The following is a 25,892-nucleotide window of genomic DNA, read 5'->3' as shown; positions in this document are numbered from 1 at the left end:
GGGCGGCCCGCCTAGGTTCGGGCCATGACATCCACCAAGGACACCTCCCCGCTCGCCGCAGTGTCGCATCTGCTCTCCTTCACCCTCGTCGTCGGCGGTGGCAGCGGTCTGCTGCACGAATGGTGGGGCTGGCTCCACTTCATGGGGTTCGTCCGCTTCCTCGTCCCCGACGGCCATGAGGTCTACAGCTATGTCGTGATGGTCGTCCTCGGCCTGGCGGTGGGCGCGGCGGGCGGTGCGCTCGGCGATCGACGCAGCGGAGGAGACCGCGGCCGGTGACAGCGGGTGCGGGCGGCGGCGAAGGTCAGTCCGCCGGACGCGGCGGCGCCGTCGTACCGCGGACCTCGAGGACCGGTGCGGTGAGCGCCACCTCGCCGGGGCGGGCCGGGTCGGCGATCCGGTCGAGCAGGCGGCGCGCGGCGCGGCGGCCGATGTCATGACCCGCGTTGTCCACGGTGGTCAGCCACAGATGGCGCAGCCGCGCGAGATAGGTGTTGTCGTAGCCGACGAGGGAGAGGTCGCCCGGCACCCGCAGGCCGAGCTCCTCGGCGGCCGACAGGGCGCCCACCCCGGCCATGTCGTTGAACGCGAAGACGGCGGTGGGCCGGTGCGGCGCGCCCAGCAGCCGGACCGTGGCCCGGTAGCCGCCCTCCTCGGTCAGATCGCCCTGCTCCACGGTCGCCGACCCGGACAGGCCGTGCTCGCGCATGACCGCCTCGAAGCCCCGGCGGCGGAGCTCACCCACCACGCCCTGCCCGGCGATATGGGCGATATGCCGGTGGCCCAGGTCGATGAGGTGCTCGGTGGCCAGACGGGCGCCCAGCTCGTCGTCGCCCGCGACGATGTCCACGTTCGGCAGTACGGGCTCGCGGGTGCCCGCGACCACCGTGGGCACCCGCGCGGCCGCCGTGCGCACCGCCGCCGGGTCCGGGAGCGTGCCCACGGCGATCAGGCCGTCCACCCGCAGCTCGGTGAAGGTGTGGGTGAGATCCTCGCCGAGCCGCCGGCCCTGCCGGCCGTCGGCCAGCAGGGTGCGCAGACCGCTCGCGTACAGCTCGGAGTTGAGGCCGTCGAGCAGCTCCACGAACCAGGGGTTGCGCAGATCGTTGAGGAGTACCCCGACGGTCCGGGTGCGCCGCTCGCTGAGGCTGCGCGCGGCGGCGTTGGGCCGGTAGCCGAGCTCCTCGACGGCGGCCAGGACGGCCCGCCGCTTCTCGGGGCGCACCTGTTGGGAGCCGCGCAGCACCAGGGAGACCAGCGACTTCGACACTCCGGCCCGTTCGGCGACATCGCGGATCGTCGGTGGTCTCATGGTCTGGACCGTTCCACAAGCTGGACACGGTTGTCAAAGGGGTTGACACCTGCGAGGAGGGCTTTCAGTGTGGGCCGGGAGAGATCTGGAACGGTCCAAAGAAGGGCAGTCATGGTGAGTACGCTCGGGGTCGCCGTCGTGGGATTCGGCTGGATGGGACGGGTGCACACCCAGGCGTACGTCCGGCTGCCGCACCACTTTCCGCAGCTGTCCCTACGGCCCGAACTGGTCGCCGTCGCCGACGAGGTGCCCGGCCGGGCCGAGGAGGCCGCCGGGCGGTACGGCTTCGCCGCCGCCGCCCGTGACTGGCAGGAGGTGGCCGCCGACCCCCGGGTCCAGGCGGTGAGCATCGCCGCGCCGAACTTCCTGCACCGCGAGATCGGCGTCGCCATGGCCCGGGCGGGCAAGCACATCTGGATCGAGAAGCCGGTCGGGCTCACCGCCGACGACGCCCGCGCGGTCGCCGGGGCCGTGGCCGAGGCCGGGGTCCAGGGCGCGGTCGGGTTCAACTACCGCAACGCACCCGCCGTCCAGACCGCCCGCGCCATGATCGCCGCCGGGGAGATCGGCACCGTCACCCATGCCCGGGTCCGCCTCTTCAGCGACTACGCCGCCCACCCGGAAGGCGCCCTGACCTGGCGGTACGAACGTGCGCGCGGCGGCAGCGGAGTGCTGGGCGACCTCGCCTCGCACGGGGTGGACCTGGCCCGTTTCCTGCTCGGCGAGATCGACGCGCTGACCGCCGACACCGCCGTGTTCGTGCCCGAGCGGGCCCGGCCCACGGGCGCCACCGCCGGTCACACCCGGGCCACCGGCGGTGAGCTGGGCCCGGTGGAGAACGAGGACTACGTCTCCTGTCTGCTGCGCTTCGCCTCCGGCGCCCGCGGGGTGCTGGAGGCGTGCCGGGTCTCGGTCGGCGAACAGAACAGCTACGGCCTCGAGATCCACGGCACCAAGGGCGCGGTGTTCTGGGACTTCCGGCGCATGGGCGAACTCGGCGTCAGCCGTGGCACCGCGTACCAGGACCAGCCCGTCTCCACCGTGTACGTCGGCCCCGGGCACGGCGAGTACGCCGCCTTCCAGCCCGGCTCGGCCAACGGCATGGGCTATGACGATCTGAAGGTGATCGAGGGGTACCACTTCCTGCGCTCCATCGCGGAGGGCACCGCCCACGGCGCCACCCTGGACGACGCCGTGCACAGCGCCACCGTGCTGGACGCCATGACCCGCTCCGCCGACCTGGGCACGTGGGTGAGGACCGGCTGAGCGAGGCGGCGGACGCCAGGGTGACTTCCGGCTCTTGGTGGCCGCGGTGAGCACACGGGGCCGAACCGGCGTACTGGAGGGGGCGGGGAACCGCGCCACGCACCCTCGACGCCGGAGGTACCTCACCCGTGACCACCACGACCGAAGCGGCCTCGACCGAAGCGGCCTCGACCGAGGCCGGCCGCCGCGACGCGGGCGATCCGCGGGGCGGGCGCTTCGATTCCTCCCTCGGCCTCATCATGCTGCTGCTCGTGGTGGTGGTCGCGCAGGGGCCGGTCCGCCGGGCGCTGTCGGCCCCGGTGGCGCAGAGCTGGATGACCGTGTTCACCGCGGTGGTCCTCCAGGCCCTGCCCTTCCTCGTGCTCGGGGTGCTGCTGTCGGCGCTCATCGCGGTGTTCGTCCCGCCGTCGTTCTTCGCCCGCGCGCTGCCACGGCGGCCCGCCGTCGCGGTGCCGGTGGCGGGCGTGGCCGGGGCCGTGCTGCCCGGCTGTGAATGCGCCTCCGTACCGGTGGCCGGGGCGCTGGTACGCCGGGGCGTCACCCCCGCGGCCGCGCTGGCGTTCCTGCTGTCCGCCCCGGCGATCAACCCGATCGTGCTGACCGCCACCGCGGTCGCGTTCCCCCGCCAGCCGCAGATGGTGTTCGCCCGGTTCGTGGCGAGTCTGTTCGTGGCGTGTGTGATGGGCTGGCTGTGGCAGCGGCTGGGGCGGGCCGACTGGCTGCGCCCACCGGACCGCCCCGCCTTCCACGGCCACGGCAAGGGCGCCGCGTTCTGGGCGTCCGTACGCCACGATGTGATGCACGCCGGTGGCTTCCTCGTCGTCGGCGCGATGGCCGCGGCCACCCTCAAGGCCGTGGTCCCGGCGAGCTGGCTGCGCGGCGCGGCCGATGACCCGGTCGTGTCGATCCTCGCCCTGGCGGTCCTCGCGGTGCTGCTGTCGATCTGCTCCGAGGCCGACGCCTTCGTGGCCGCGTCCCTGTCGCAGTTCTCGCTCACCGCCCGGCTGGCGTTCCTCGTCGTCGGGCCGATGATCGACCTGAAGCTGTTCGCCATGCAGACCGGCACGTTCGGCCGCGGGTTCGCGCTGCGGTTCGCGCCCGCCACCTTCGTCCTCGCCGTCCTGGTGTCGACCCTGGTCGGGGCGGTGCTGCTGTGAACCGGAAGGCTCAGGCGATCGTGCTGTTCCTGGTCGGCGGGGCGGTGCTGCGGGCCGGATCCACCGACCTCTATCTGCGCTATGTGAAGGCGGGGCTGCGGCCGTTGCTCCTCGCGGCCGGTGTCGTCCTGATGGCGGCCGCCGTCGCCACCGTCTGGTACGAGCGGCGGACGCGCCCGGCCGGTGAGGCCGCGGGGGAGGGCGGCCATGGTGAGGGTGAAGGTGGCCACGGTGAGGTCGAAGACAGCCACGGTGAGGTCCAAGACAGCCACGGTGAGGGCGAGGGCGGCCACGCCCACCGGGAGCCACGCGTCTCCTGGCTCCTCGTGCTCCCGCTGTTCGCCCTCATCCTGGTGGCGCCGCCCGCGCTCGGCTCGTACACCGCCATGCACACCGGCACGGCGCTGCAACGCCCTTGGGGCTTCCCCACCCTGCCCGCCGGGGACCCGCTGCCGCTCAACGTGGCCGACTACGCCGGGCGCGCGGTGTACGACCACGGGCGCTCCCTGGAGCACCGGAGGGTCAAGATCACCGGCTTTGTCGCCCTCGACGGCCACGGCGCCCCCTACCTCGTCCGGATGGCGCTCAACTGCTGCGCCGCCGACGCCCAGCCCGTCAAGATCGGCCTGACCGGGCGGATCCCCGCGGTGCTGGAACCCGACACCTGGCTCCAGGTCATCGGCACCTACACCCGCAAGCGGACCAAGGACCCGGTGGGCGGTGGCGCCATCCCGTATCTCGAGGTCAGCCGGTCCAGGCCGGTCCCGGCCCCGCGCGATCCGTACGACGAGAGCTGGAACGGCTGATGGCTGACCATTCGTCAAGTCGCCCTTCCGCCGCGCCACCCGGTCGCTAGAATCCGCCGAGCGGCTGCTGATCTTGGGGGCGGTGGGCGGCCGACCATAGGAGTTCTTCCTGTCACCACCCTGGGAGCCGACCATGGAGCACACCTCGCCGGACCGGACGGCCACGGCGCCGCTCGGGCCACCGCCGCCGTTCGATCCGGAACTCGTCACGGCGCTCGCGGCCATCCATGAGCTCCTGCCACCCGGCGGCTCCGGGGCCGATCCGGGTGCGACACCCCCTCAGAACGTGCCCGGGATGGAGCCGGTGACGAACGAGGCCCTGGAGCGCGACGGGGCCTTCCGGGTCGAGGAGCGGTCCGTCCCCGGCCCGGTGGGCGCACCGGATGTCTCCCTCCTGATCTGCCGCCTGGCGGACGCGGCCACTGAGGTGCCGGTGCTCTACCACATCCACGGCGGCGGCATGACGGTCGGGGACAACCGCACGGGCGTGCCGGAGATGCTCGACCTCGGCCAGGAACTGGGGCTCTCCGTGGTCTCCGTCGAGTACCGCCTGGCGCCGGGGACCCAGCATCCCGGGCCGGTCGAGGACTGCTACGCCGGCCTGGCCTGGACGGCCGAACACGCCGCCGAGCTGGGTATCGACCCGGGGCGCGTCATCGTCGTCGGGGGCAGCGCGGGTGGCGGCCTCGCCGCGGCCGTCGCCCTGATGGCCCGGGACCGCGGTGGCCCCGCCCTGTTCGGACAGCTGCTGATGTGCCCCATGCTGGACGACCGCAACGACACGCCCTCCGCCCGGCAGATGACCGGTGTCGGGGTGTGGGACAGGGCCGCCAACGAGGCCGGATGGACGGCACTGCTCGGCGCCGCACGCGGGACCGACGACGTCTCGCCCTACGCCGCACCGGCCCGCGCGACGGATCTGTCCGGTCTGCCGCCCGCGTTCATCGACGTGGGGGCCGCGGAAACCTTCCGCGACGAGGACGTCGACTACGCCGCCCGCATCTGGCGGGCGGGGGGACAGGCCGAACTGCACGTCTGGCCCGGTGCCTTCCACGGATTCTCGGGCATGGCACCGCATGCGGCCGTCTCGCACGACGCGCGGGAGGCGCGGCTGCGGTGGCTGCGCAGGCTCCTGGCCAACTGACGGCGGCCGCGCGATGGCCGTACGTGCCACCGCGCGGTGACCGTCAGGATCAGTGGGACTCGCGGGGCACCGGATGTCCGCTGCCGCCGACCAGGAAGTCCAGGTCCAGGCCCTGGTCCGCCTGGAGCACATGCTCGGTGTAGAGCCTGCTCCAGCCCCGGTCGGCGACCGGCGGCGGGGCCTCCCAGGCGGCCCGCCGGCGCTCCAGCTCCGCCTCGCCCACGTCCAGGGTCAGCGTACGCGCCGGGACGTCCAGGGTGATCCAGTCGCCGTCGCGCACCAGCGCCAGCGGGCCGCCGACGGCGGACTCGGGGGACACATGGAGCACCACGGTGCCGAAGCCGGTGCCGGACATCCGGCCGTCACAGATGCGCACCATGTCCTCGACGCCCTTGCGCAGCAGCTTGGGTGGCAGCACCACATTGGACACCTCCGGCATGCCCGGGTAACCGCGCGGGCCGCTGCCCCGGATCACCAGCACGGTGTGCTCGTCCACCGGCAGATCCTCGTCGGCGTGCACGGCGAGGTAGTCCTCCGGGGTGTCGAACACCAGGGCCCGGCCGCGGTGGGTGAGCAGATGGCGCGATGCGGCGGACTGTTTGATCACCGCGCCGTTCGGCGCGAGATTGCCGCGCAGTACGGCGGTGCCGGTGCCCGCCTCCTGGAACGGGTCGTCCAGCGTCCGGATCACCTCGCGGTTCCAGCACTCGGCGTCGGCGACGTTCTCCGCCACCGTACGGCCGGTCACCGTGGTCGGCTCCGGGTGCAGCAGCGCGCCCAGTTCGCGCATCACCACCGGCAGCCCACCGGCGTAGCAGAAGTCCTCCATCAGGAACCGTCCGGAGGGCTGGAGATCGACCAGCGTGGGCACCTCCCGGGCCAGCGCGTCGAAGTCGTCGAGGGCCAGCGGCACCCCCAGCCGCCCCGCGATGGCCAGCAGATGGATCACCGCGTTGGTGGAGCCGCCGATGGCCGCGTTGACCCGGATCGCGTTCTCGAACGCCTTCCGGGTCATGATCTGCGACGGCCGCAGATCCTCCTCCACCATGGCCACGATCCGCTGCCCGGCGCGCTGCGCCGTCTCGTACCGCCGCGAGTCCACCGCCGGCCAGCTCGCCGAACCGGGCAGCTGCATACCGAGCGCCTCGGCCATCGACGCCATGGTGGACGCGGTGCCCATGGTCATGCAGTGTCCGTTGGACCGGGCCATGCAGCCCTCGGCGAAGTGGCACTCCTCCTGGGTCATCCGCCCGGCCGCCAACTCGGCCTCGAACCGCCACACCTGGGTGCCCGAGCCCACGTCCCCGCCCCGGTACTTGCCGTTCAGCATCGGCCCGCCGGTGACCATGATGGCCGGCAGATCGACGCTGGAGGCGGCCATCAGCAGACCCGGGGTGGTCTTGTCACAGCCGGACAGCAGCACCACACCGTCCAGCGGATTGGCCCGCATCAGCTCCTCGGCCTCCATGGCCAGCAGATTGCGGTACAGCATCGCGGTGGGCCGCATCAGCGTCTCGCCCAGCGCCATCGCGGGGAACTCCAGCGGAAAGCCACCGGCCTGCCACACCCCGCGCTTCACCGACTCCGCCACCCGCTGAAGATGACTGTTGCAGGGCGCCAGCTCCGACCACGTCGTGGCGATGCCGATCACCGGACGGCCGTCGAACACCTCACTGGTATAGCCCTGGTTGCGCATCCAGGACCGGTAGACCATCCCGGACCGGCCCTCCGCACCGAACCAGGCCGCGCTGCGCCGACGGCCATGTGTTCCCGTGTCAGTCACTTCTGCACTCCCTCTGGAGATCCCTGTCAGCGAAGGGTGATGACGTTTCCGGTGATGAGCGCGGCCTCGTCCGAGGCGAGGAAGACGATGGTCTTCGCGACCTCGGCCGGATCGGCGACATGGAAGTGGGTGGCGCTCGCGGCGACGAACCGCCGGACCTCGTCGGTGACCCATCCGGTGTCGGTCACGGGCGGCCGCACCACATTGGCCGTGATGCCGAGTTCGGCCAGCTCCGCGGCCGCCGACAGGGTGTAGTCGGTCTGCGCGGCCTTCGCCGCGCCGTAGGACACCTCGCCGGGGAAACCGAGCTCCCCTCCCGAGGTCAGGCCCACGATCCGCCCCCAGTCGGCACCGCGTGCCCGGTGGCGGCGGGCCAACTCGCCGATCAGCAGCGCGGGCGCCATCGCGTCCACCGAGAACTGCCGGGACCAGGTCTCCGCGGTGACGGGGCGCAGCGGCCGGCCGAACCGGTCGGCCGGATCGGGGGTGAAGGTGTCCTGGACCCACCCCGAGGCGTTGTTGACCAGGATGTCCACCGGGCCCAGACGGTCCTCGGCGAGGTCGAAGAGCCGCTCCGGAACCGCCGGATCGCGAAGGTCCGCCTCAAACGCCTCGGCCCGCCCTCCGGCCCGGCGGATCTCCGCCGTGACCTCTTCACCGTCGGTGGATCGCGCGGCGTGGTACGGATCCGGGGCGTCCGCCTGACCGGTGCCTTGTGTGCCTTGTGTGCTGTGTGGCGGGCGCAGATAGGCGCAGAGCACCGCGACCCCGCGGGCCGCCAGCGCTCGTGCCGTCGCGGCGCCGATCCCCTGGTTCGCCCCTGTCACCAGGGCGACATGGCCGGTTGACGTTGTTTCCCGCACCCACGCAGTACAGCAAAGACGAGCGCCGCACGGAAGATCGTGTCATCGGAGTCATCGGCGAAGCCGAGGCCGGCCGGGCGCCGTTCGGCGGCTTCGCGCGGACGCCCGTTCAGCCGCTGGGCGGCGAGCCGTACCGCGCGGTGGGGGTGGGTGCGGTAAGCATCCGGTGCGTGTGGTGTGGAGCGGTGTCCGGCCTACGGTGAGGAGTGTCCGCATGAGTGGTGAGCTGTCCGGTGCCACGGCCCTGGTCACGGGCGCCACGGCGGGGATCGGCCGGGCCGTGGCCCTGCGGCTGGGGGCGCTGGGGGCCGAGGTCGTCGTCCACGGCCGGGACGCGCGCCGGGGTACTGAGGTGGTCCGGGAGGTGTCCGCGGGGGGCGCCACGGCCAGGTTCGTGGCGGCGGATCTGGCCGAGGCAGACGATGTGCGGCGGCTGGCCGCCGAGGCGGGGGACGTGGACATCCTGGTCAACAACGCGGGTGTGTACCGGTTCGCGGACACCGCCGGGACCTCGTCCGAGATGTTTGACGTCCATATGGCCATCAACGCCCGCGCACCGCTGCTGCTGGTCGGGCGGCTCGCACCGGGCATGGCCGCCCGGGGCCACGGGACCATCGTCAACCTCAGCACCATCGCCGCCGGTGCCCCCGCCCGCGCCGCCGGGGCGTACGGCGCCTCGAAGGCGGCGCTGGAGCTGCTGACCCGGGTGTGGGCCGATGAGTTCGGCGGCCGGGGAGTCCGGGTCAACGCCGTCCGCTCGGGCCCGGTCCGCACGCCGGGCACGTCCGAGATGGGGGAGGAGGCCCTGCGGACCGTGGCGCGGGCCACGGTCCTGGACCGGCCCGCGGCGCCCGAGGAGATCGCCGAGGCCGTGCTCTTCCTCGTCTCCTCGCGGGCGAGCTACATCACCGGCGCCATCCTGGAGGCCCGGGGCGGCGAGGTCGCCTTCGGCTGACGCGCATCCCGTAGGGCGGCCTTTCGGCGTAGGGTGGGCGGCCTTTCGGCGTAGGACGCCGCCCTTACGGTGCCGCGCCGGTCCACGCGATGGGCTGTTCCGTCCAGATGCACTTGCCCTCGGCGGTGTAGCGGGTCCCCCAGCGCTGGGAGAGCGCGGAGACCAGTTGCAGCCCCCGGCCTCCCTCGTCCGTCTCGGCGGCCCGGCGGATCCGGGGAGTGGTGGCGCTGGCGTCCGAGACCTCGCAGATCAGCGATCTGCCGCGGATCAGCCGGAGCCGGGTGGGCCCCCTGGCGTGCCGGACGACATTGGCGACGAGCTCGCTGGCCAGCAGTTCGGTGGTCACGACGAGCTCGTCGAGGCCCCATGCCTCGAGCTGTTCGCGCACATGCGCGCGGGCGAGACCGGCGGCCACCGGGTCCTCCGGCAGTGGCCACCCGGCGGTGTTCCCGGACGCCAGCCCGTGCAGCCGGGCGATCAGCAGGGCGGTGTCGTCGGTGGTCAGCCGCTTCGTGGGCAGCATGGCCCCGACCAGGAGGTCGCACAGCCGGTCGAGCCGGTCGTGGTCGGTCCCGCCGTGCCGACCGGCCGCCCTGCGGTCGCTCGTACGCGGACGGGGCGGCGGACAGGTGAGGAGCCGCCCGTACTCGCTGGTCAGCACCTGGGTGCACTCGGCGATACCGGTGTCGATGTCACGCGCCGCGGACTCCACCAGGCCGTCGGTGTACATCACCAGCAGACTGCCGTCGGGCAACCGCAGATCCACGGTGGAGAACGGGGGCTCCCCGGCGCCCAGCGGCGGATCGGGCGTCGGCTCCAGGCACTCCACACTGCCGTCGGGGCGCACGATCAGGGGCGGCGGATGACCGGCGCGGGCGAGGGAGCAGTACCCCGTGATGGGGTCGTACACCGCGTACAGACAGGTGGCGAAGGAGTCGTCGCCCAGATCGCTGACGACCTCGTTCAGATGGGCCAGGACCTCCTCGGGAGGCAGTTCGAGGTTGGCGAGCGTGTGCACGGCGGTGCGCAGTCGCCCCATGGTGGCGGCCTCCGCCAGACCGTGTCCCATCACATCGCCGATGACGAGGGCCACCCGCTCCGCGGACAGCGGGATCACGTCGTACCAGTCGCCGCCGATGTCCGTACCGCTGCTGGCGGGCAGATAGCGCACGGCGGGGGTGAGGGCGGCCGGGGAGGGCAGGACCCGGGGCAGCAGACCGCGCTGGAGCGCCTGGGCGCGGGCGTGCTCGGTGTCGTAGAGCCGGGCCCGGGCCAGTGCCTGGGCGACCATTCCGCTGAGGGCGGTGAGCAGGGTGCGCTCGTCGGGGGACAGATAACGAGGTTCGTCGAAGGAGACGGTGCAGGTGCCGATGGCGTTGCCCGAGGCGATCAGGGGGAGCACGGCCCAGGCGTTCTTCCGGGCGAGGGCGGGGTTGCCGCTGAGATCCGGGAACAGCTGCTCGTACTCCTCGGTCGAGGAGATGAAGCGCGGCCGGCGCGAGCCGAGCACCTCGTTGAGCAGACGGTAGCCCCCGAACGCCGGGACCCCGTCGACCCGGCTGAGGAAGGCCCGGGGATAGCCCACGGACCCCACCACGTTCAGCCGGCCGCCCTCCAGACACAGCATCAGCAGGCCCGAGGCGTCGAACGGCGGCAGCACATGGGCGGCCATGACCTGGACGACGTCCTCGGTGGTCACCGCCTCGGCGAGCGCGTTGCCCAACTCGCTGATCCGGGCGGCCTGTTCGGCGCCGACGCGCTCGGCCTCCGCGCGCCGCGCGGCCTGGGTGCGCCGCTCGGTGACATCGGTGAGATAGGCCGTCAGCCCATCGGGCACCGGGACCAGCCGTATGTGGTACCAGCGGTCGTCGGTGGGCCACCGGATGTCGAACCCGGCCGGCCTGCCGTCGGCGGCGGCGCGCCGGCAGCGGTCCTCCAGCTCGGGGACCGTGCCCGCGGGGCCCTCCCAGAGCGGCCGGCCGAGCACCTCTCCGGCCGAGCCGACCAGGCGCTCGGCCTCGACGTTGAGGAAGGTGATCCGCCAGTCCCGGTTCACCGCGAAGAACGCGTCGCTCATGTACCGCAGCGCCTGCCCCACCGACTCCCGGGCCATCCGGCTCTCGGTGGTGTCCCAGACCTTCCCGAGCATGCGGACCGGCTCGCCGTTCTCGTCGAGCTCGAGATGGGCCCGGCTCTGCACCCAGCCGGTGGTGCCGTCGGGACGGCGGACCCGGTACTCGGCCTCGTAGCCGCTCCGCTCGCGCAGCGACTTCTCGGTGGCGGCCATCACCCGCGGCATGTCCTCGGGGTGGATGAGGTCGAGCCAGCTCTCGATCCGCCGCTCGTAGTCGCCGGGGAGGCCGAGAAGTCTCAGCCCCGCCCGGTCCCAGCGCATCTCACCGGTGTGGATGCCCCACTCCCAGGAGCCGGCCTTGACCGCGTCCAGGGACTGCTGGACCACCGAACCGCCCGGCCGCTGCTGCCACCAGGGCTGCTCGTCGCAGTCGCCGACCCCGGCCACCGAGCGCGACAGGCGGCGCTCCGCCCAGCGTCCCACCGCCTCGAGGAAGGCGGCCTGCTCCGGGGTCGGCTCCCGCGGGCCGGTGAGGACGGACAGCGCGCCCACCGGCCCGTCCGGCCCGGTCAGCGGAACGGACGCCACGGTGGTCGCGGCCGGGAGGCGCCCGGAGGCGGTGCGGCCGTTCTCCCCGACCCCGGCGGCCTCTCCGGACGACGCCGGCAGCCATACGAAGCGGCCGTCCCGCACGGCTCGGGCGGGCGCGAGCGGGGCCTCATCCTGGCAGATCTCCTCCCAGCCGCCGAGGGCGGACAGCGGCAGCCCGCTGGCGAGGACCAGGCGCAGCGTACGGCTCCCGGCCGGGCCGCAGGACCAGTGCACCAGGCCCGCGAGGCCGCCCAGCTCGGAGACCGCCTGGTCCAGGGCGTGCCGCATCACCTCGCGGTCGGTGAGCGCCGTGCCGACCGCCGAGAGGAGGGATAGCCGCTCATCGCCCCATGAGTGGGAGCGCCCCACCGGGTCTGTCCCGCGCCCCACCGCGTCTGTCCCGCGCCGCACCACCATCCCAGAACCTCACTCACGGAATAGGGCGTTCTCGGACAAACGTAGCACTGGCATATGCCGGACATCACGTCACTGGACGTCCCCCGTCAAGTTCCCTATTTTCCCTACTGGAAAAATAGGGAATGATGAAGTCCGGCCGGATGGAGGGGAGCGGGCGTGACGGTGGTGGATGCGGCGGCCGAAACACTCGACCGCGCGTGGTGGCTTCAGATCGCCGGCGAGGCGGCGGACGACCTCGCCACGGACGCGGTCGTCCGCGACCAGGCCGGCAAGACGCCGTACGACGAGATCGCCCGACTCCGCGAGGCGGGGCTGCTGGCGCTGCTGATCCCCGTCGAGCACGGCGGAGGGGGCGCGGGCTGGTCCACGGCCTGCGCGGTGGTACGGAAGATCGCCGCGGCCGACGGCGCGATCGGCCAGGTGCTCGGCTGTCACTACCTGCTGTCCTTCAGCGCCCGCTTCTTCGGCGGGGCCGATCTCGCCGCCCGGGTGGAGCGCGAGTCGGCGGCCGGGCAGTGGTGCTGGGGCGGCGGTCTGGCCCCGCGCGAGCCACGGCTGACGCTCACCTCCGGGAAGGACGGCAGGCTGGTGAACGGACGCCAGGGGTACGCCACCGGCGTGCTGGTCGCCGACCGGCTGGCCGTCCGCGTCACCCACGCCGACACCGGCGAACCGCTGGCCGTGCTCGTCGACACCGCCCACCCCGGCGTGGTGTGCGGCGGCGACGACGGGGACACCTTCGGGCAGCGGCTGGCGGCCGGCGGAAGCGTGGAGTTCGACGCGGTGCCGGTCGAGGACGACGCGGTGCTCGGTCCGCTCTCCTGGGACGAGGACACCCTCTCGCCGTTCAGTGGTCTGGCCGCGCCGACCGGCCGTCTGGTCTCGGCGCAGATATGTCTGGGGATCGCGCAGGGGGTGCTCGCCGAGGCCCGCGAGTACACCAGGGCGGTGCACGCGCCCTGGCCACAGACCTCCCCGCGCGATCCGTACGCGCTGACCACGTATGGGGAGCTCACCGTCGCCACCTTCTCCGCCGCCGCCCTCGCCGACCAGGCGCTGGAGGCCCTGGACGGCGGTCTCGCGCGCGGCGAGGACCTGACCGACGACGAATGTGCCGAGATCACCGTGCTGGCCGCCGCGGCCGAGGCCGCCGCCTCCCGGGCCGCCCACGACGCCACCGCCCGCGCCCTGGACGTCGTCGGTGCCCGCTCCGCCTCCTCGGCCTACGGATTCGACCGCTTCTGGCGCAACGCGCGCACCCACACCCTCTACGACCCCGTCGCCCACCGGCTCCACGAGGTCGGGGACTACTTCCTCAACGGTGAGCACCCCCCGTTCACCCTGCCCTTCTGACGGCCCGGACCTCAGGGTGGCGGATAATCGGCGCATGCGGATCTCGGCGAAGGCGGACTATGCGGTGCGGGCGGCGTTGGAACTGGCCGTGGCGGGGGAGGACACCTCCGTCAAGGCCGAGGTGATCGCCGGCGCGCAGGGCATCCCGCACAAGTTCCTCGAGGGGATCCTGGGGGATCTGCGCCGGGGCGGCCTGGTGGCCAGCCAGCGCGGCGGCAAGGGCGGCTACCGGCTGGCCCGCCCGGCGGACACGATCAGCATCGCCGAGGTGATCCGGGTGGTGGACGGCCCGCTGGTGTCGGTGCGCGGAGTGCGCCCGCCCGAGCTGTCGTACTGCGGACCGGCGGAGTCGCTGCTGCCGCTGTGGATCGCGGTACGGGCCAACGTACGCAAGATCCTCGGCGAGGTGACCCTCGCGGAGGTGGCCGCGGCCAAGCTGCCCGGCGACGTCCTGGGGCTCGCCGAGGACCCGGAGGCGTGGACCAACCCCTAGCCCCTGGGCCGGCCGGCAGCCCCCGGGCCGCCTTACGAGCCGGCGTCCAGGCCGTCGACCATGCGGTCGAGCAGCCGGGCGAACGTGGCGTCGGGGGTGAGCGGGCGCACCGGGGCGGAGAGGGCCTCGGCGAGCTCCGGGTGGTGTCCGTCGGCGGCCACCGCGGCGAGATAGCGGGCTTCGGCGGCGGCCCGCTCGGGTGAGGCGGAGAGCGCGGCCTGGGCGATCTCGTCGGCGACGAGCCTGGCGGTGAAGCCCGTGATCAGGCTGAACACCTCCAGCTTCGCGCCGCCGTCCAGCGCGGTGGGCCGCAGGGCGGCGAGCGCGTGTTCCAGGAAGGCCAGGGTGTTGGGCCCGAGGGACCAGCGGCGGTTGAACAGCGCGGTGGGGAGCCAGGGGTGGCGGAGCATCAGAGCCCGCTGGGCATGGGCGATGGCCTTCAGATCGGCACGCCAGTCGCCGGTCAGCGGGTCCGGCGGTGACAGCTCGCCGCTCACCTGGTCGACCATCAGCTGGAGCAGCGTCTCCTTGTCGGGGGCGTAGCTGTACAGCGACATGACCCCGGCGCCGACCTCGGAGGCCACTCGCCGCATGGTGACCGCGTCGATTCCCTCCGCGTCCGCGAGGGCGACCGCCGCGGCGGTGATCGCCGCCCGGCTGAAGGCGGGTTTGCGCCCCTTGCGGGGGCGGTCGGAGTCCAGCCACAGCTGCTGGGGGTCGACGCCTCCGGCGTCGGATCCGTCACCGCGCACCACGACCAGATCGCTCCTTCCCCGCATGGCGACTTGCGGAATCCATCCAAGCATCTACTATTCTCGTACGTGGTACGGGATTAGTGGAGGGGGAACGCGGGAGTGAAGGGGGAACGCGGGATGACGTCACACACGCGTGGTGGAGTGTCCGGGGCCACGGACGGCGGGGCCGGCACCACCTGGGGCGCGCCCCCGGGCAAGCCGCCGCTGTCCGCACGGATGATGAGGGCGACCTGGCGCGGTCTGCCGGCCAGGCGGTACGAGGCGGGATGGGAGCCGGGCCTCGAGGTCCCGGCGGCCGACGGCAGCCTCCTCCGCACGGACCACTACTTCCCCCGCGCGGAGGGCGACTTCCCCACCCTGCTGGTGCGCTCGCCCTACGGCAGGGGAGTGCCCTGGTCACCCATGTACGGCATGCTCTTCGCCGAGCAGGGTTTCCATGTCGTCCTCCAGAGCTGCCGCGGCACCGGTGGCTCGGGCGGCGAGTTCCACTTCTGGCGGAACGAGGCCGCGGACGGCCGGGCCACCGTGGACTGGCTGCGCGACCGGCCCTGGTTCAACGGCGCGCTGGGCACCCTCGGGCCGAGCTACCTCGGCTATGTGCAGTGGGCGCTCGCCCTGGACCCGCCGCCGGAGCTGCGGGCGATGGTGGTGCAGGTCGGTCTGCACGACCCGTACGCCCTGTTCCACCGCGGCGGCGCCCTGCAACTGGAGAACGCGCTGCTCGTCGGCTCCGGTATGACCTCCCAGCACCGGGGGTTCGGCCCCTTCCTGCGGGCCACGCTGCGGCTGCGGCGCCACCTCGCGGAGATGACCCGGGCGCTGCCGCTGCGCGGCTCGTACGTCCGCGGACTGGGGGGAGAAGTGCCCTGGCTGGACGAGGTGATGTCCCACCCCGACGCCGGTGACCCGTTCTGGGAGGGCGCGTCCACGGGCGGCGCCGCGGCCACCTCTCGCGTGCCCACCTGTCTGATCAGCGGGTGGCATGACGCGCTGGTGGACCAGACCTTCGAGCAGTACGGCCGGCTGCGCCGGGCGGGCTGCGAGACCTCCCTGCTCGTCGGCCCCTGGACCCACACCTCCGCGCTCCAGAAGGGCTGGCCTGAGGTCTTCGCCGAAAGCCTCGCCTGGCTGCGCGCGCATCTGTGTGACGACCGCTCGGGGCTGCGCCCGACCGGGGTGCGGGTGCACATCGGCGGCCAGGGGCAGTGGCGGGACCTGGCCGAGTGGCCACCCTCCCCGGCCGTCGGCCAGTGGTTCCCCGCCGGGGACGGGCGGCTCATCCGGCAGCCGTCCGAGGCATCCGCCCCGCTCGCCGCCTTCCGCTACGACCCGGCCGACCCCACCCCGTCCATCGGCGGACCACTGCTCTCGCCTGCCGCCGGGAGCCGTGACAACGGCGACCTCGAGGGGCGGCCCGATGTGCTGACGTTCACCAGTGAGCCGATGGACGAGCCCATGGACGTCCTCGGCCCGGTGGCCGCACGGCTGCGGATCTCCACGGACACCGGGTACGCCGATGTCTTCGCCCGGCTCTGCGACGTCGACGAGAAGGGCCGCTCCGTCAATGTGTGCGACGGGTTGGTGCGGCTGCCCACCACACCCGCGCACCCGCTGGAGGTCACCGTGCCGATGAGCTCCGCCGCCCACCGCTTCGCCCCCGGCCACCGGGTCCGTCTCCAGCTCAGCGGCGGCGCCCACCCGCGTTTCGCCCGCAACACCGGAAGCGGCGAGCCGACGCTCGACGCGACCACCCTCACGCCCGTGCGCATCACCGTGCACGGGGGCTCGGCGCTGGAGTTGCCTCAGGTCCGCGCCGAACGGTGAAACGGCCGCTGACGCGCGGGGGGCGTCAGCGGCCGTCTCGACCATCCGTCACGTAGCGGCCGTCTCATCCGTCCACCACATAGCCGAGGGCCTTGTCGACCACATTGCGCAGGGGGCGGCCCTCGCGCCGGCGGAGCAGATTGTCGAGGAAGAGTTCGCCCAGGTCGGCGCGCCAGTCCGTGACCTCGCCCGCGGTGTGCGGGGAAATGATGACGCCCGGCATCTCCCACAGGGGCGATTCCACCGGCAGCGGCTCATGGGTGAAGACGTCCAGCGCCGCCCCGGCCAGCCTGCCCTGGACCAGGGCGTCGACGAGGGCCTGCTCGTCGACCAGCGGGCCACGCCCGACGTTGACCAGCCGCGCGCCCCGCTTCATCGCCGCCAGTACGGGCGCGTCGACCATGCCACGGGTGGCGGGCGTGAGCGGGGCGGCGAGGACCACATAGTCCGCCTCGCCCAGCGCCTCGCGCAGGCCCGCCGGGCCGTGCACCACGCCGAAGTCCGGGTCGGCGGCCCGTGGTGTGCGGCCGGCGCCGCTGACCCGCATGCCGACCGCGCGCAGCAGCCGGGCGACGGCCCGCCCGATGGAGCCGGTGCCCCAGACCAGGACCGTACGGTTGCCGATGCGCTCGCTGTCCGAGGGCCGCCACTCCCGGCGGCGCTGATGCTCCCAGGTGCCGGGGAAGTCCTTGGCGAGGGAGAGGATCAGCCCCAGGACGTACTCGGCGATGGGCCGGTCGTAGACGCCCCGCGCGTTGGTGAGCACCACCTCGGGGTTGCCGGTCAGCGCGGGGAAGAGGAACGGCTCCACCCCGGCCGCCGCCACATGCACCCAGCGCGGGGCCTTCGCCGGATCGTCCGGCCAGGCGCCGGCCACCGCGGAGGTCAGCGGCCACCATGCGAGCAGGGCGTCCGCGCCGGGGAGGAACAGCGGCAGCTCCTCCTCGGTGGCGTACACCGTCTCGGCGAGGGACTCGATCCGCGCCCGGTTGGGCGGCAGATGGTCCCGGTAAAGGACGACCAGTCGGTCAGCCACGTCCGGCTCCCACGGCGGCGGCCGCGGCGGTGGCATCGGTCATGACGGGGCTCCCACGGGCGTGACGGGTACGGGCGGACGCCTCAAGCGTGGCCGAGACCGCGGCGGTGGACAACGGACAGAGTGTCCACCCGATGACGGGGGACGGAACACGGTGGACGTTGACGGTGGCCGACGGCTGAACCAGGGTGATGGCCAGCCGGAACGCGCCACCGGTCGCTCCGGAGCCCATCCCGTCCCGCCCCGTCCCCGGAGCCCGTTCCTCTCCCCGGGCGCACCCCGCCCTCCGGCCGCCGCCCCGTCGTAGGCGTCCGTCCCCACCGCGTACCACGCCGTGCGTGTCCACCGAATGCTTGATCCACGATGCCCGCCACCGCCCCGGCATCGGCCCGCGCCGCAGCGGCCCTCCTCGTCCCCAGCGGCCCTCCTCGTCCCCAGGAGATGCAAGCATGTCCCTTCCCAGAACCTCCCGCGATCCCTCCCGAGAGCCCGTCCAGGGCTCCGTCGCCACCCTGGACGACGCCCCCGTCACCGCCTTCCATCGCAGAATGGTCGCCGTCGCCATGGGCGGTCCGTTCTGCGACGGCTATCTGCTCGGCATCATGGGGGTGGCGCTCAGCCTGATCACCCCGGCCCTGGACCTGGACACGATGTGGACCGGGCTGGTGGCGGCCTCCGTCCTCGTCGGTGTCTTCCTCGGCGGTGTGGTGTTCGGCCCGATCACCGACCGGGTGGGCCGCCATCTGATGTATGTGCTCAATCTGGTCGCGTTCGTGATCGGCTCGGCGCTTCAGTTCTTCGTCACCGAGGCGTGGCAGCTGGTGGTGCTGCGGCTGTTCATCGGCATCGCGATCGGCGCCGACTACCCGATCGCCTCGGCCCTCACCACCGAACTGGTGCCCCGCCGGATGCGCGGCCCCGCCCTGTCCGGGCTGGTCCTGGCCTGGTGGGTGGGGTACGGGGTCAGCTTCTGGGCCGGCTGGCTGCTGCTGGGCACCGGTGACGACGACTGGCGCTGGATGCTCGCCTCCGGCGCGGTCCCCGCCGTGCTCTTCCTGCTCCTGCGGGCGGGCGTGCCCGAGTCGCCGCGCTGGCTGGCGTCGCGGGGACGGGTGGAGGAGGCCAGGGAGGTGGTACGCCGCCACCTCGGCCAGGAGGTCAGCGCCGAGGAGCTGCTGGCGGAGGTCCGCCAGGACCGGCGCGGCGGCTCCGGGCTCGGCAACCTCGCCGAGATGTTCCGCCGCGGCTATGGGATCCCCGCCCTGTTCTGCTCGCTGTTCTGGATCTGTCAGGTGGCGCCGGCCTTCGCGGTGCGGTCCTTCCAGCCGCAGATGCTGGAGTCCTTCGGGGTGACCGGCACCTTCGGCGCCAGCGCGCTGATCACCACGCTCGCGGTCGCCGGAACGGGCCTGGGGCTGGTCGTGGTCAACCGCATCGGCAGGCGTCCGCTGCTCATCGGCAGCTTCCTGTGCGTCAACATCTCCCTGATCGCGCTCACCGTGCTGCCACTGCACTACGCGGCCCTGGTGGTGGCCCTCTTCGCCGCCTTCCAGTTCTTCGAGGCCGCGGGCAGCGGGCTGCAATTCGTCTACCCCAGCGAGCTGTTCCCCACCGATCTGCGGGCCACCGGCGTCGGCGTCGCCACCGCCATGAGCCGGGTGGGCTCCGCCTCCAGCACCTTCCTGCTCCCGATGGCCACCGCCGACCTCGGGGTACGCGGCACCCTCGCCATCGGGGTGGCCATCACGCTCATCGGCCTGGTGGTGTCCGTCGTCCTCGCCCCCGAGACCAAGAACCTCGGCCTGGCCGAAGCCAGCAGCCGCGCCTGACGCCCCGTCAAAGCTCGTTCAATGGAAAGGACTGAGCCCATGCGCAAGCTGGTCTCCTTCGACTGCTACCGCACGCTCATCAACTTCGACACCCGCACCGCCACCCACGAGATCGTCAAGGACCGGCTCGCCGAACTCGGCGTGGACCCCGATCAGTTCCACCACGACGCGTATGTGATGCGCTTCCAGGGCGTCCTGGACGAGTACCTGCCCTACCGGGAAGTGGTCCGCCGCACCCTGCGCAATGTCATGACGCTGCACGGCCTGGAGTACCGGGACGAGGACGGCGAGGCGCTGATCGAGGCCATCAAGAAGTTCACCCCCTTCCGCGAGGTCCCCGACGCGCTGCGCCGCCTCAAGGGCGAGTACGACATCGCGATCCTCTCCAACAGCGAGGACGACCTGATCACCTACGCTGTCGAGGCGCTGGGTGTGGACTTCGACTATGTGCTCACCGCCGAGCAGGCCGGTGCGTACAAGCCGCTGCCGCGGGCGTTCGAGTACCTCATGACGGCCACCGGCCGCGGCCCCGAGGACATCATCCACACCGCCCAGGGCTGGGAGTACGACATCATGCCGACCAAGCGGTACCCGGGCATGCGGCGGATCTGGGTGAACCGCTACGGCTTCCCCGGCTCGGAGGCCTTCCAGCCCTACGAGGAGATCAAGGACCTGTCCGGGCTGCCTCCGCTGCTCGGCGTCTGACGCTCGCCCACGGCCCCACCGCCACCCATGCCACCGCAACCACCCACCGCTCTTCGCCGCGAAGGGAATCCATGACCGCCACCACGGCCGGCCGGCCGGCACCGGTCAACGGCCGCGTCGCCCACTGGTTCGCCGAACTCCCCACCCCCCGCCCGGCGTTGCCCGGCGACCGCGATGCGGATGTGTGCGTCGTCGGCGCCGGACTGACCGGGCTGTGGACCGCGTACTACCTCAAACACGCCGACCCCGGTCTCCGGATCACCGTCCTGGAGGCCGAGTTCGCCGGATTCGGCGCCTCGGGCCGTAACGGCGGCTGGGCCTCCGGGCTGATCCCCGGTGCCCGCGACCGGATGGCCAGGGCCTACGGCAGGTCCGCGGTCCTGGACTGGCAGCGGGCCATGAACGAGGCGGTGGACGAGGTGATCGACGTGGCGGCCCGCGAGGGCATCGACGCGGGCATCGTCAAGGGCGGCACCCTGCGCGTCGCCCGCACCCCGGCCCAGGCCACCCGGCTGCGCCACAAGGTCGAGCAGGACCATGAGTGGGGGGTGGCCGACTCGGTGCTGCTCACCCCCGCCGAATCCGCGGCGCGCATCCGTATCGAGGGGGTCACCGCCGCCGCCTTCACCCCGCACTGCGCCCGGTTGCAGCCGGCCGCCCTGGTCCGTGGCCTCGCCGACACCGTCGAGCGGCTCGGTGTCACCATCCATGAGAAGTCTCCGGTCACCGCCATCGAACCGGGACGTGCGCTCACCGCGCACGGCACCGTGCGGGCCCCCGTCGTGCTCCGGGCCACCGAGGGGTTCACCGCGTCCCTCAAGGGGCTGCGGCGCACCTGGCTGCCCATGAACAGCTCCATGATCGTCACCGAGCCGCTGCCCGCCCGGATCTGGCGGGAGATCGGCTGGGAGGGCCGGGAGACCCTCGGGGACACCGCTCACGGCCATATGTACGCCCAGCGCACCGCCGACGACCGGATCGCGATCGGCGGGCGCGGAGTGCCCTACCGCTTCGGCTCGCGCACCGATAACGAGGGGCGGGTTGGTGAGCGCACGATCGGCCAGCTCACCGGGACCCTGGAGCGGATGCTGCCGCAGACGGCCGGGGCCCGGGTGGACCACGCCTGGTGCGGGGTGCTGGCCGTGCCCCGCGACTGGTCCGCCACGGTCGGCCTGGACCGGGCCACCGGGCTCGGCTGGGCCGGTGGGTACGTCGGCCACGGCGTCACCTCCACCAATCTGGCCGCCCGCACCCTCACCGATCTGGTCCTGGCTCGCGACACCCGGCTCACCCGGCTGCCGTGGACCGGCCACGCCCCGGGCACCTGGGAGCCCGAGCCGTTCCGCTGGCTGGGGGTGCGCGGCCTGTACACCGCCTACCGCCTCGCCGACCGCCACGAGGCGGGCGGACGTGTCCGTACCTCACCCATCGCCACCATCGAAAACCTAATAGAATGCTGTGGGGGGGGAGGGGGGCAGACGCGCCCGGGCCCGGTCCGACGGCCCTGGGCGCGGCGGCCCGGCTCTGCGATGATGAGCGGTATCCGGAGGGAGTCCGTCCAGATGCCGTTGCTCACGGTTGCCGACGTCCTGCGTCTTCCCGTCATCGTCGCGGGACTTCCCCGTGTGATGGCCGGTGAGGAACAGCTGACCCGCGCGGTCCGCTGGGTGCACGTCACCGAGTTGCTCGACCCCGCCTCGTTCCTCGAAGGCGGGGAGCTGGTGTTGACCACCGGCATGCCCCAGCCCAACGACCCCAGCCGGCTGCGCGGCTATGTGGACCAGCTGGCCGACATCGGCGCCGCGGGGCTCGTGGTGGAGCTCGGCCGCCGCTACCAGCAGGCGCCACCGGACCTGGTGGCCGCCTGCCGCGCCCGGGACCTCCCCCTGATCGTCCTGTCCCGTGGCATCCGCTTCATCGAGGTGACCCAGACCGTCCACGCGCTGATCCTCGACGCGCAGGGCGAGCTGCTGCGCCGCTCCCAGCAGGTGCATGAGATCTTCACCGGGCTGACGCTGCGCAACGCCGAGCCGAAGGAGCTGGTGCGCGCCGCCGCCGATCTGATGGGCCGCCCGGTGGTCCTGGAGAACCTGCTGCACCACGCGGTGTTCTCGTGTACGGCGGGCGGCACGGCCGGCCAGATCCTGGAGGCGTGGCAGCGCCGCTCCCGCGCCACGCCGACCCCCGACACCACGCAGACCAGTGGCCCCGAGGGCTGGCTGGTGGCCCCCGTCGAGCACAACGGTCGGCGCTGGGGGCGGCTGGTGGCGGTGCCGAACGCGACCGCCCCCGTGGCCGACCCGGAACACACCATGATCCTGGGACGCGCCGCCACCGCCCTCACCCTCGCCCGGCTGACCGGCCACACCCAGTGGGACCGCCAGGCCCACACCTGCGCCCTGCTGGAGCTGCTGCGCTGGAGCTACCGCGGCCGCACCGAGGCACGCATCCGCGTCGAGGCACTCGGCATACCGGTCGTCGGCCACCGCCTCATCGCCCTCGCCATCGGCCACCACGGCGCCACCGCCGACGAGACGGGCCTGGACGACCGGCTCGCCGACGCCCTGCAAGGCTCCGGCATCCGGGCCCTGGTGGGGCGGCTCTCCCCGGACCGGACCGGCGTGCTGCTCGCCCTGGCCCGGGCCAGCGCCTGGCAGCCGGTGGTGGAGCGGGTCAGCCGGCTCACCGAGGAGACACTGGGCGCGCCGGCGGTGGTGGCCGTCGGGCCGGGGGTGACCGAGATCGACCAGGTGGCGAGGGGGTTCCGGGAGGCCGAGGAGGTCGTGGACGCCATCGGCCCCGGCACCCCGCACCGGCCGTTCCACGTGCCCTCCGACGTCGGACTGCCCGAGCTGCTGTACGCGCTCCGCGACGATATCCGTGTGCAGAGGTATGTCGAGCACCAGCTGGGCAGGCTGATCGAGTACGACGAGCGCCACGCGGGCGATCTGCTGACCACGCTGCGCCACTACCTCGCCGCGGGCAACAAGTCCATCGCCGCCAAACAGATCGGCCTGTCCCGCCAGGCGTTCTACCAGCGGCTGCACACCATCGAACGGCTCCTCGGCCGCGACCTGGAGTCCGGTGTGCAGCGCACCCAGCTCCATGTCGCCGTCACCGCCCTGGACACGCTGACGGCGGCCGGCGCGGGAGGATGGGGCGCATGACATCCGAGACCGGCTATCTGCTGGACAACCGGAAGCGCGAGGCCGGCCGGCGCTTCGACGCGCTGGCCGAGCTCTTCGACCCCTGGACCCTGGGCCACCTCGACCAGCTCGGCCTGACCGCCGGATGGCGCTGCTGGGAGGTGGGAGCGGGCGGGCCCTCAGTGCCCAGCGCCCTCGCCGAGCGGGTCGGGCCCACCGGGCGGGTGCTGGTGACCGACATCGACACCTCCTGGCTCATGGAGCTCTCCGGCCCGGCCACCGGACCGATCGAGGTACGGCGCCACGACGTGGCCCGCGACGAGCCGCCGGGCGACGGCTTCGACCTCGTCCACGCCCGGCTGGTGCTGGTGCACCTGCCCGACCGGGCCGAGGCGCTGCGGCGGATGGCCGGGGCGGTGCGGCCGGGCGGATGGCTGGTCGTGGAGGACGCCGACCCGGCGCTCCAGCCCCTGGCCTGCCCCGATGAGCGCGGCCCTGCCGAGGAGCTGGCCAACCGGATCCGCCGCGGGTTCCGCGCGCTGCTCGCCGAGCGCGGTGTGGACCTCGGCTTCGGCCGCACCCTGCCCGCCCTGCTGCGCGGCGCCGGGCTGCACGACGTACGCGCCGAGGGCTGCTTCCCGCTGACCTCCCCGGCCTGCCGGGAGCTGGAGGCGGCCACCGTGCGTCAGCTGCGCGGGCGACTGGTGGCGGGGGGCCTTGCCACCGAGCGGGAGATCGAGCGCCATCTGGACCATCTGCGCGGCGAGGGCATGGACGTCACCACCGCCCCGCTCATCACCTGCTGGGGCCGGCGCCCGCGCTGAGCGCCGAACGCGCCGAGGAACCACGCTCAGTCGAGCAGACCGAGTTGGCTCGCCGCCCGGATCGCCAGCCAGACCTCGGCGAACGCGCCCGTGGTGGACAGATCGCGGCCGGTCAGCTCATGGAAGCGGCGCAGCCGGTAGGCGAGCGTATTGGGGTGCACATGGAGCGCCGCCGCCGCCTCGTCCGTACGGCGGTCGCGCTCCATCCACGTGCGCACCGACGTCAGCAGCCGTGAGCCGTGGCCGGTGTCGTAGCGCAGCGCCTCGCCCAGCACATGCTCGACCAGGTCGGTGAGCGCGGCCGGGTCGTCGGGCAGCCAGCGGCCGGTGACATCGTCGCCGTACCGCACGAGGGCACGGCCGGACGCGACGGCGTGGGAGGCCGCCCACAGCGCCTCGCGCTGGGCGATCCGCAGCGGGGAGCCGGGGCTGAACGGGCGGCTCATCCCGGCGGCCACACCCGGCAGGGACTCGACCGCCTCGCCCAGGTCGGGCGCACCGAGCAGATAACGGTCCTCGCCGCGCTTGAGCAGCAGACACGGCTGATCCTCCAGCGCCCGCAGCACGGCGTCCTCGGTGACGCCCCTGACCACCGCCAGCACGGTCTCGCCCTCGATGGAGTGGCGCAGCAGATGGCGGCGCGCCACCGCGGGTTCGAGGGCGCCCTGGAGCAGCTCGGCCAGGATCTCCGCGCCCTCGCGGCGCAGCGTCTCCCGCTCGGTGCGGACCATGGCGAGCTGGAGGGCGGCCACCGTGGCGATGTGCTGCACCACGGCGAGCCCCGCCGGGCGCGCGCCCTCCCGTTCGAAGGCGATGAGGAAACCCGCCGGGCCACCGGGCGAGGGGACCGGGAGGGCGAAGCCACCGGGGATGGTCGGCGGGGCGTCCGCCGAGCCGGGGATCACCGACGCGTCGGGCGCGGGCACACCCGGCAGCAGCGGCCGGCCCTGGGTGGTGCACAGATAGATGTCGTAGCCGGACAGCTTCTCCAGTCGGCCGAACAGCGTCGCGGTGTCCAGGTTCTCCGAGGTCAGCCAGCGCAGCGCGCCGAACACCTGGAGCTGGGCGCCCAGCCGGTGGCGGGCGTCCTCCTGGACGGCGGCGGCCACCTCCTGCGCCACCGCCATGAACGGCACGGCCAGCGGGATCTCCAGGACCGGCATCCCCCGCTCCTCGGCGGCGTCGAAGAACGCGCGGCGCAGCGGGGGCATCCGCAGCTGGGCGGAGACCGCCAGGGCGGCCACCCCGGCGTCGTCCAGCCGCTCCAGATAGGCGCGCTGCCCGGCCGCCGAGCGGGGCATCGCTATCCCCGTCGTCATGATCATCTCGGAGCCGAGCAGCCAGGGCGTGGGGTCGTCCAGCTCGCTCACATGCGCCCAGGACACCGAGCGGTGCAGCCCCGCGCCACCCGCGATCAACCGCAGTTGCAGGGCCGGATACGACAGCAGATCGTCGACCGTCACACCCTGCTCTTTGTTGTTCACCACAAATTGAGCCTAACTCTTTGTCTCAGCAACGATTGTCGCGCGGTTCCTCCGCTGTGCAGACTCGCTCGACCG

General features: G+C 73.1%; 20 protein-coding genes and 1 pseudogene. 14 read left to right on the top strand and 7 right to left on the bottom strand.

Annotation, left to right across the window (positions count from 1 at the left end; genetic code table 11):
- Window positions 1-24: 24 nt before the first annotated feature.
- Window positions 25-279 carry a hypothetical protein gene (locus tag ACT2CW_RS13695; RefSeq protein ID WP_445516743.1) on the top strand — a complete coding sequence of 85 codons (255 nt, stop codon included), beginning with the start codon at window positions 25-27 and terminating at the stop codon, window positions 277-279.
- A 25-nt stretch (window positions 280-304) separates the two neighbouring features.
- Here the strand turns inward: ACT2CW_RS13695 and ACT2CW_RS13690 are convergent, their stop codons facing one another.
- Complete coding sequence (locus ACT2CW_RS13690; protein WP_445516742.1) at window positions 305-1,312, bottom strand: LacI family DNA-binding transcriptional regulator; 1,008 nt, start codon at window positions 1,310-1,312, stop codon at window positions 305-307.
- Between the two features lie 111 nt (window positions 1,313-1,423).
- Here ACT2CW_RS13690 and ACT2CW_RS13685 point away from each other — a divergent pair, with 111 nt between their 5' ends.
- From ACT2CW_RS13685 to ACT2CW_RS13670, 4 genes are all read left to right on the top strand, one after another.
- Entirely contained in the window at window positions 1,424-2,578 is a 1,155-nt protein-coding gene (locus tag ACT2CW_RS13685) for a Gfo/Idh/MocA family protein (RefSeq protein WP_445516741.1), read from the top strand.
- A 128-nt stretch (window positions 2,579-2,706) separates the two neighbouring features.
- On the top strand, window positions 2,707-3,735 hold the full coding sequence (locus tag ACT2CW_RS13680) for a permease (RefSeq protein WP_445516740.1): 1,029 nt from the start codon (window positions 2,707-2,709) through the stop codon (window positions 3,733-3,735).
- A complete protein-coding gene (locus ACT2CW_RS13675) occupies window positions 3,732-4,541 on the top strand; it encodes a TIGR03943 family putative permease subunit (RefSeq protein ID WP_445516739.1) in 810 nt (269 codons plus the stop codon). The genes ACT2CW_RS13680 and ACT2CW_RS13675 overlap by 4 nt, the downstream gene beginning before the upstream one ends.
- A gap of 133 nt (window positions 4,542-4,674) precedes the next feature.
- Window positions 4,675-5,685, top strand: coding sequence for an alpha/beta hydrolase fold domain-containing protein (locus tag ACT2CW_RS13670; RefSeq protein WP_164426968.1), 1,011 nt, complete (start codon window positions 4,675-4,677; stop codon window positions 5,683-5,685).
- Window positions 5,686-5,734: 49 nt separating this feature from the next.
- Here the strand turns inward: ACT2CW_RS13670 and ACT2CW_RS13665 are convergent, their stop codons facing one another.
- On the bottom strand, window positions 5,735-7,399 hold the full coding sequence (locus ACT2CW_RS13665; RefSeq protein WP_445517009.1) for an IlvD/Edd family dehydratase: 1,665 nt from the start codon (window positions 7,397-7,399) through the stop codon (window positions 5,735-5,737).
- A gap of 95 nt (window positions 7,400-7,494) precedes the next feature.
- Complete coding sequence (locus ACT2CW_RS13660) at window positions 7,495-8,331, bottom strand: SDR family oxidoreductase (protein WP_445516738.1); 837 nt, start codon at window positions 8,329-8,331, stop codon at window positions 7,495-7,497.
- A gap of 214 nt (window positions 8,332-8,545) precedes the next feature.
- Here ACT2CW_RS13660 and ACT2CW_RS13655 point away from each other — a divergent pair, with 214 nt between their 5' ends.
- The gene (locus tag ACT2CW_RS13655) at window positions 8,546-9,286 is read left to right on the top strand and encodes an SDR family NAD(P)-dependent oxidoreductase (RefSeq protein ID WP_445516737.1); all 741 of its coding nucleotides are present in this window, start codon (window positions 8,546-8,548) and stop codon (window positions 9,284-9,286) included.
- 64 nt (window positions 9,287-9,350) lie between these two features.
- Here the strand turns inward: ACT2CW_RS13655 and ACT2CW_RS13650 are convergent, their stop codons facing one another.
- On the bottom strand, window positions 9,351-12,320 hold the full coding sequence (locus tag ACT2CW_RS13650; RefSeq protein WP_445516736.1) for a SpoIIE family protein phosphatase: 2,970 nt from the start codon (window positions 12,318-12,320) through the stop codon (window positions 9,351-9,353).
- 204 nt (window positions 12,321-12,524) lie between these two features.
- On the opposite strand from ACT2CW_RS13650, the gene ACT2CW_RS13645 reads away from it, so the two are divergent.
- Together ACT2CW_RS13645 and ACT2CW_RS13640 are read left to right on the top strand one after the other, a co-directional pair.
- Complete coding sequence (locus tag ACT2CW_RS13645) at window positions 12,525-13,721, top strand: acyl-CoA dehydrogenase family protein (protein ID WP_445516735.1); 1,197 nt, start codon at window positions 12,525-12,527, stop codon at window positions 13,719-13,721.
- 34 nt (window positions 13,722-13,755) lie between these two features.
- Complete coding sequence (locus ACT2CW_RS13640; protein WP_086880265.1) at window positions 13,756-14,214, top strand: RrF2 family transcriptional regulator; 459 nt, start codon at window positions 13,756-13,758, stop codon at window positions 14,212-14,214.
- A 32-nt stretch (window positions 14,215-14,246) separates the two neighbouring features.
- Here ACT2CW_RS13640 and ACT2CW_RS13635 read toward each other — a convergent pair whose 3' ends face one another.
- On the bottom strand, window positions 14,247-14,993 hold the full coding sequence (locus ACT2CW_RS13635) for a TetR/AcrR family transcriptional regulator C-terminal domain-containing protein (RefSeq protein WP_414081918.1): 747 nt from the start codon (window positions 14,991-14,993) through the stop codon (window positions 14,247-14,249).
- A gap of 195 nt (window positions 14,994-15,188) precedes the next feature.
- On the opposite strand from ACT2CW_RS13635, the gene ACT2CW_RS13630 reads away from it, so the two are divergent.
- Window positions 15,189-16,793 carry a CocE/NonD family hydrolase gene (locus ACT2CW_RS13630; RefSeq protein WP_445517008.1) on the top strand — a complete coding sequence of 535 codons (1,605 nt, stop codon included), beginning with the start codon at window positions 15,189-15,191 and terminating at the stop codon, window positions 16,791-16,793.
- A 64-nt stretch (window positions 16,794-16,857) separates the two neighbouring features.
- Here the strand turns inward: ACT2CW_RS13630 and ACT2CW_RS13625 are convergent, their stop codons facing one another.
- On the bottom strand, window positions 16,858-17,829 hold the full coding sequence (locus ACT2CW_RS13625) for a D-2-hydroxyacid dehydrogenase (protein WP_445516734.1): 972 nt from the start codon (window positions 17,827-17,829) through the stop codon (window positions 16,858-16,860).
- A 449-nt stretch (window positions 17,830-18,278) separates the two neighbouring features.
- On the opposite strand from ACT2CW_RS13625, the gene ACT2CW_RS13620 reads away from it, so the two are divergent.
- The 5 genes and pseudogenes from ACT2CW_RS13620 (at window position 18,279) to ACT2CW_RS13600 (ending at window position 24,333) form a co-directional block, all read left to right on the top strand.
- On the top strand, window positions 18,279-19,658 hold the full coding sequence (locus tag ACT2CW_RS13620; RefSeq protein WP_445516733.1) for an MFS transporter: 1,380 nt from the start codon (window positions 18,279-18,281) through the stop codon (window positions 19,656-19,658).
- A gap of 39 nt (window positions 19,659-19,697) precedes the next feature.
- Window positions 19,698-20,363 (top strand): HAD-IA family hydrolase, encoded by a 666-nt coding sequence (locus ACT2CW_RS13615; protein WP_414081921.1) that lies wholly within the window; start codon window positions 19,698-19,700, stop codon window positions 20,361-20,363.
- A gap of 71 nt (window positions 20,364-20,434) precedes the next feature.
- Window positions 20,435-21,814 (top strand): annotated as a pseudogene (locus tag ACT2CW_RS13610) (NAD(P)/FAD-dependent oxidoreductase); the annotation flags it as partial.
- Between the two features lie 78 nt (window positions 21,815-21,892).
- Window positions 21,893-23,530 (top strand): PucR family transcriptional regulator, encoded by a 1,638-nt coding sequence (locus ACT2CW_RS13605; RefSeq protein ID WP_445517007.1) that lies wholly within the window; start codon window positions 21,893-21,895, stop codon window positions 23,528-23,530.
- A complete protein-coding gene (locus ACT2CW_RS13600) occupies window positions 23,527-24,333 on the top strand; it encodes a methyltransferase (RefSeq protein WP_445516732.1) in 807 nt (268 codons plus the stop codon). Before ACT2CW_RS13605 ends, ACT2CW_RS13600 begins: the two co-directional genes overlap by 4 nt.
- Window positions 24,334-24,359: 26 nt before the next feature.
- On the opposite strand, the gene ACT2CW_RS13595 is transcribed toward ACT2CW_RS13600, so the two are convergent.
- A complete protein-coding gene (locus tag ACT2CW_RS13595; protein ID WP_164426988.1) occupies window positions 24,360-25,820 on the bottom strand; it encodes a PucR family transcriptional regulator in 1,461 nt (486 codons plus the stop codon).
- Between the last annotated feature and the right edge of the window lie 72 nt (window positions 25,821-25,892).

The organism is Streptomyces sp. NEAU-174, assembly GCF_052665095.1.
This window is presented reverse-complemented; position numbering and strand designations above follow the sequence as displayed.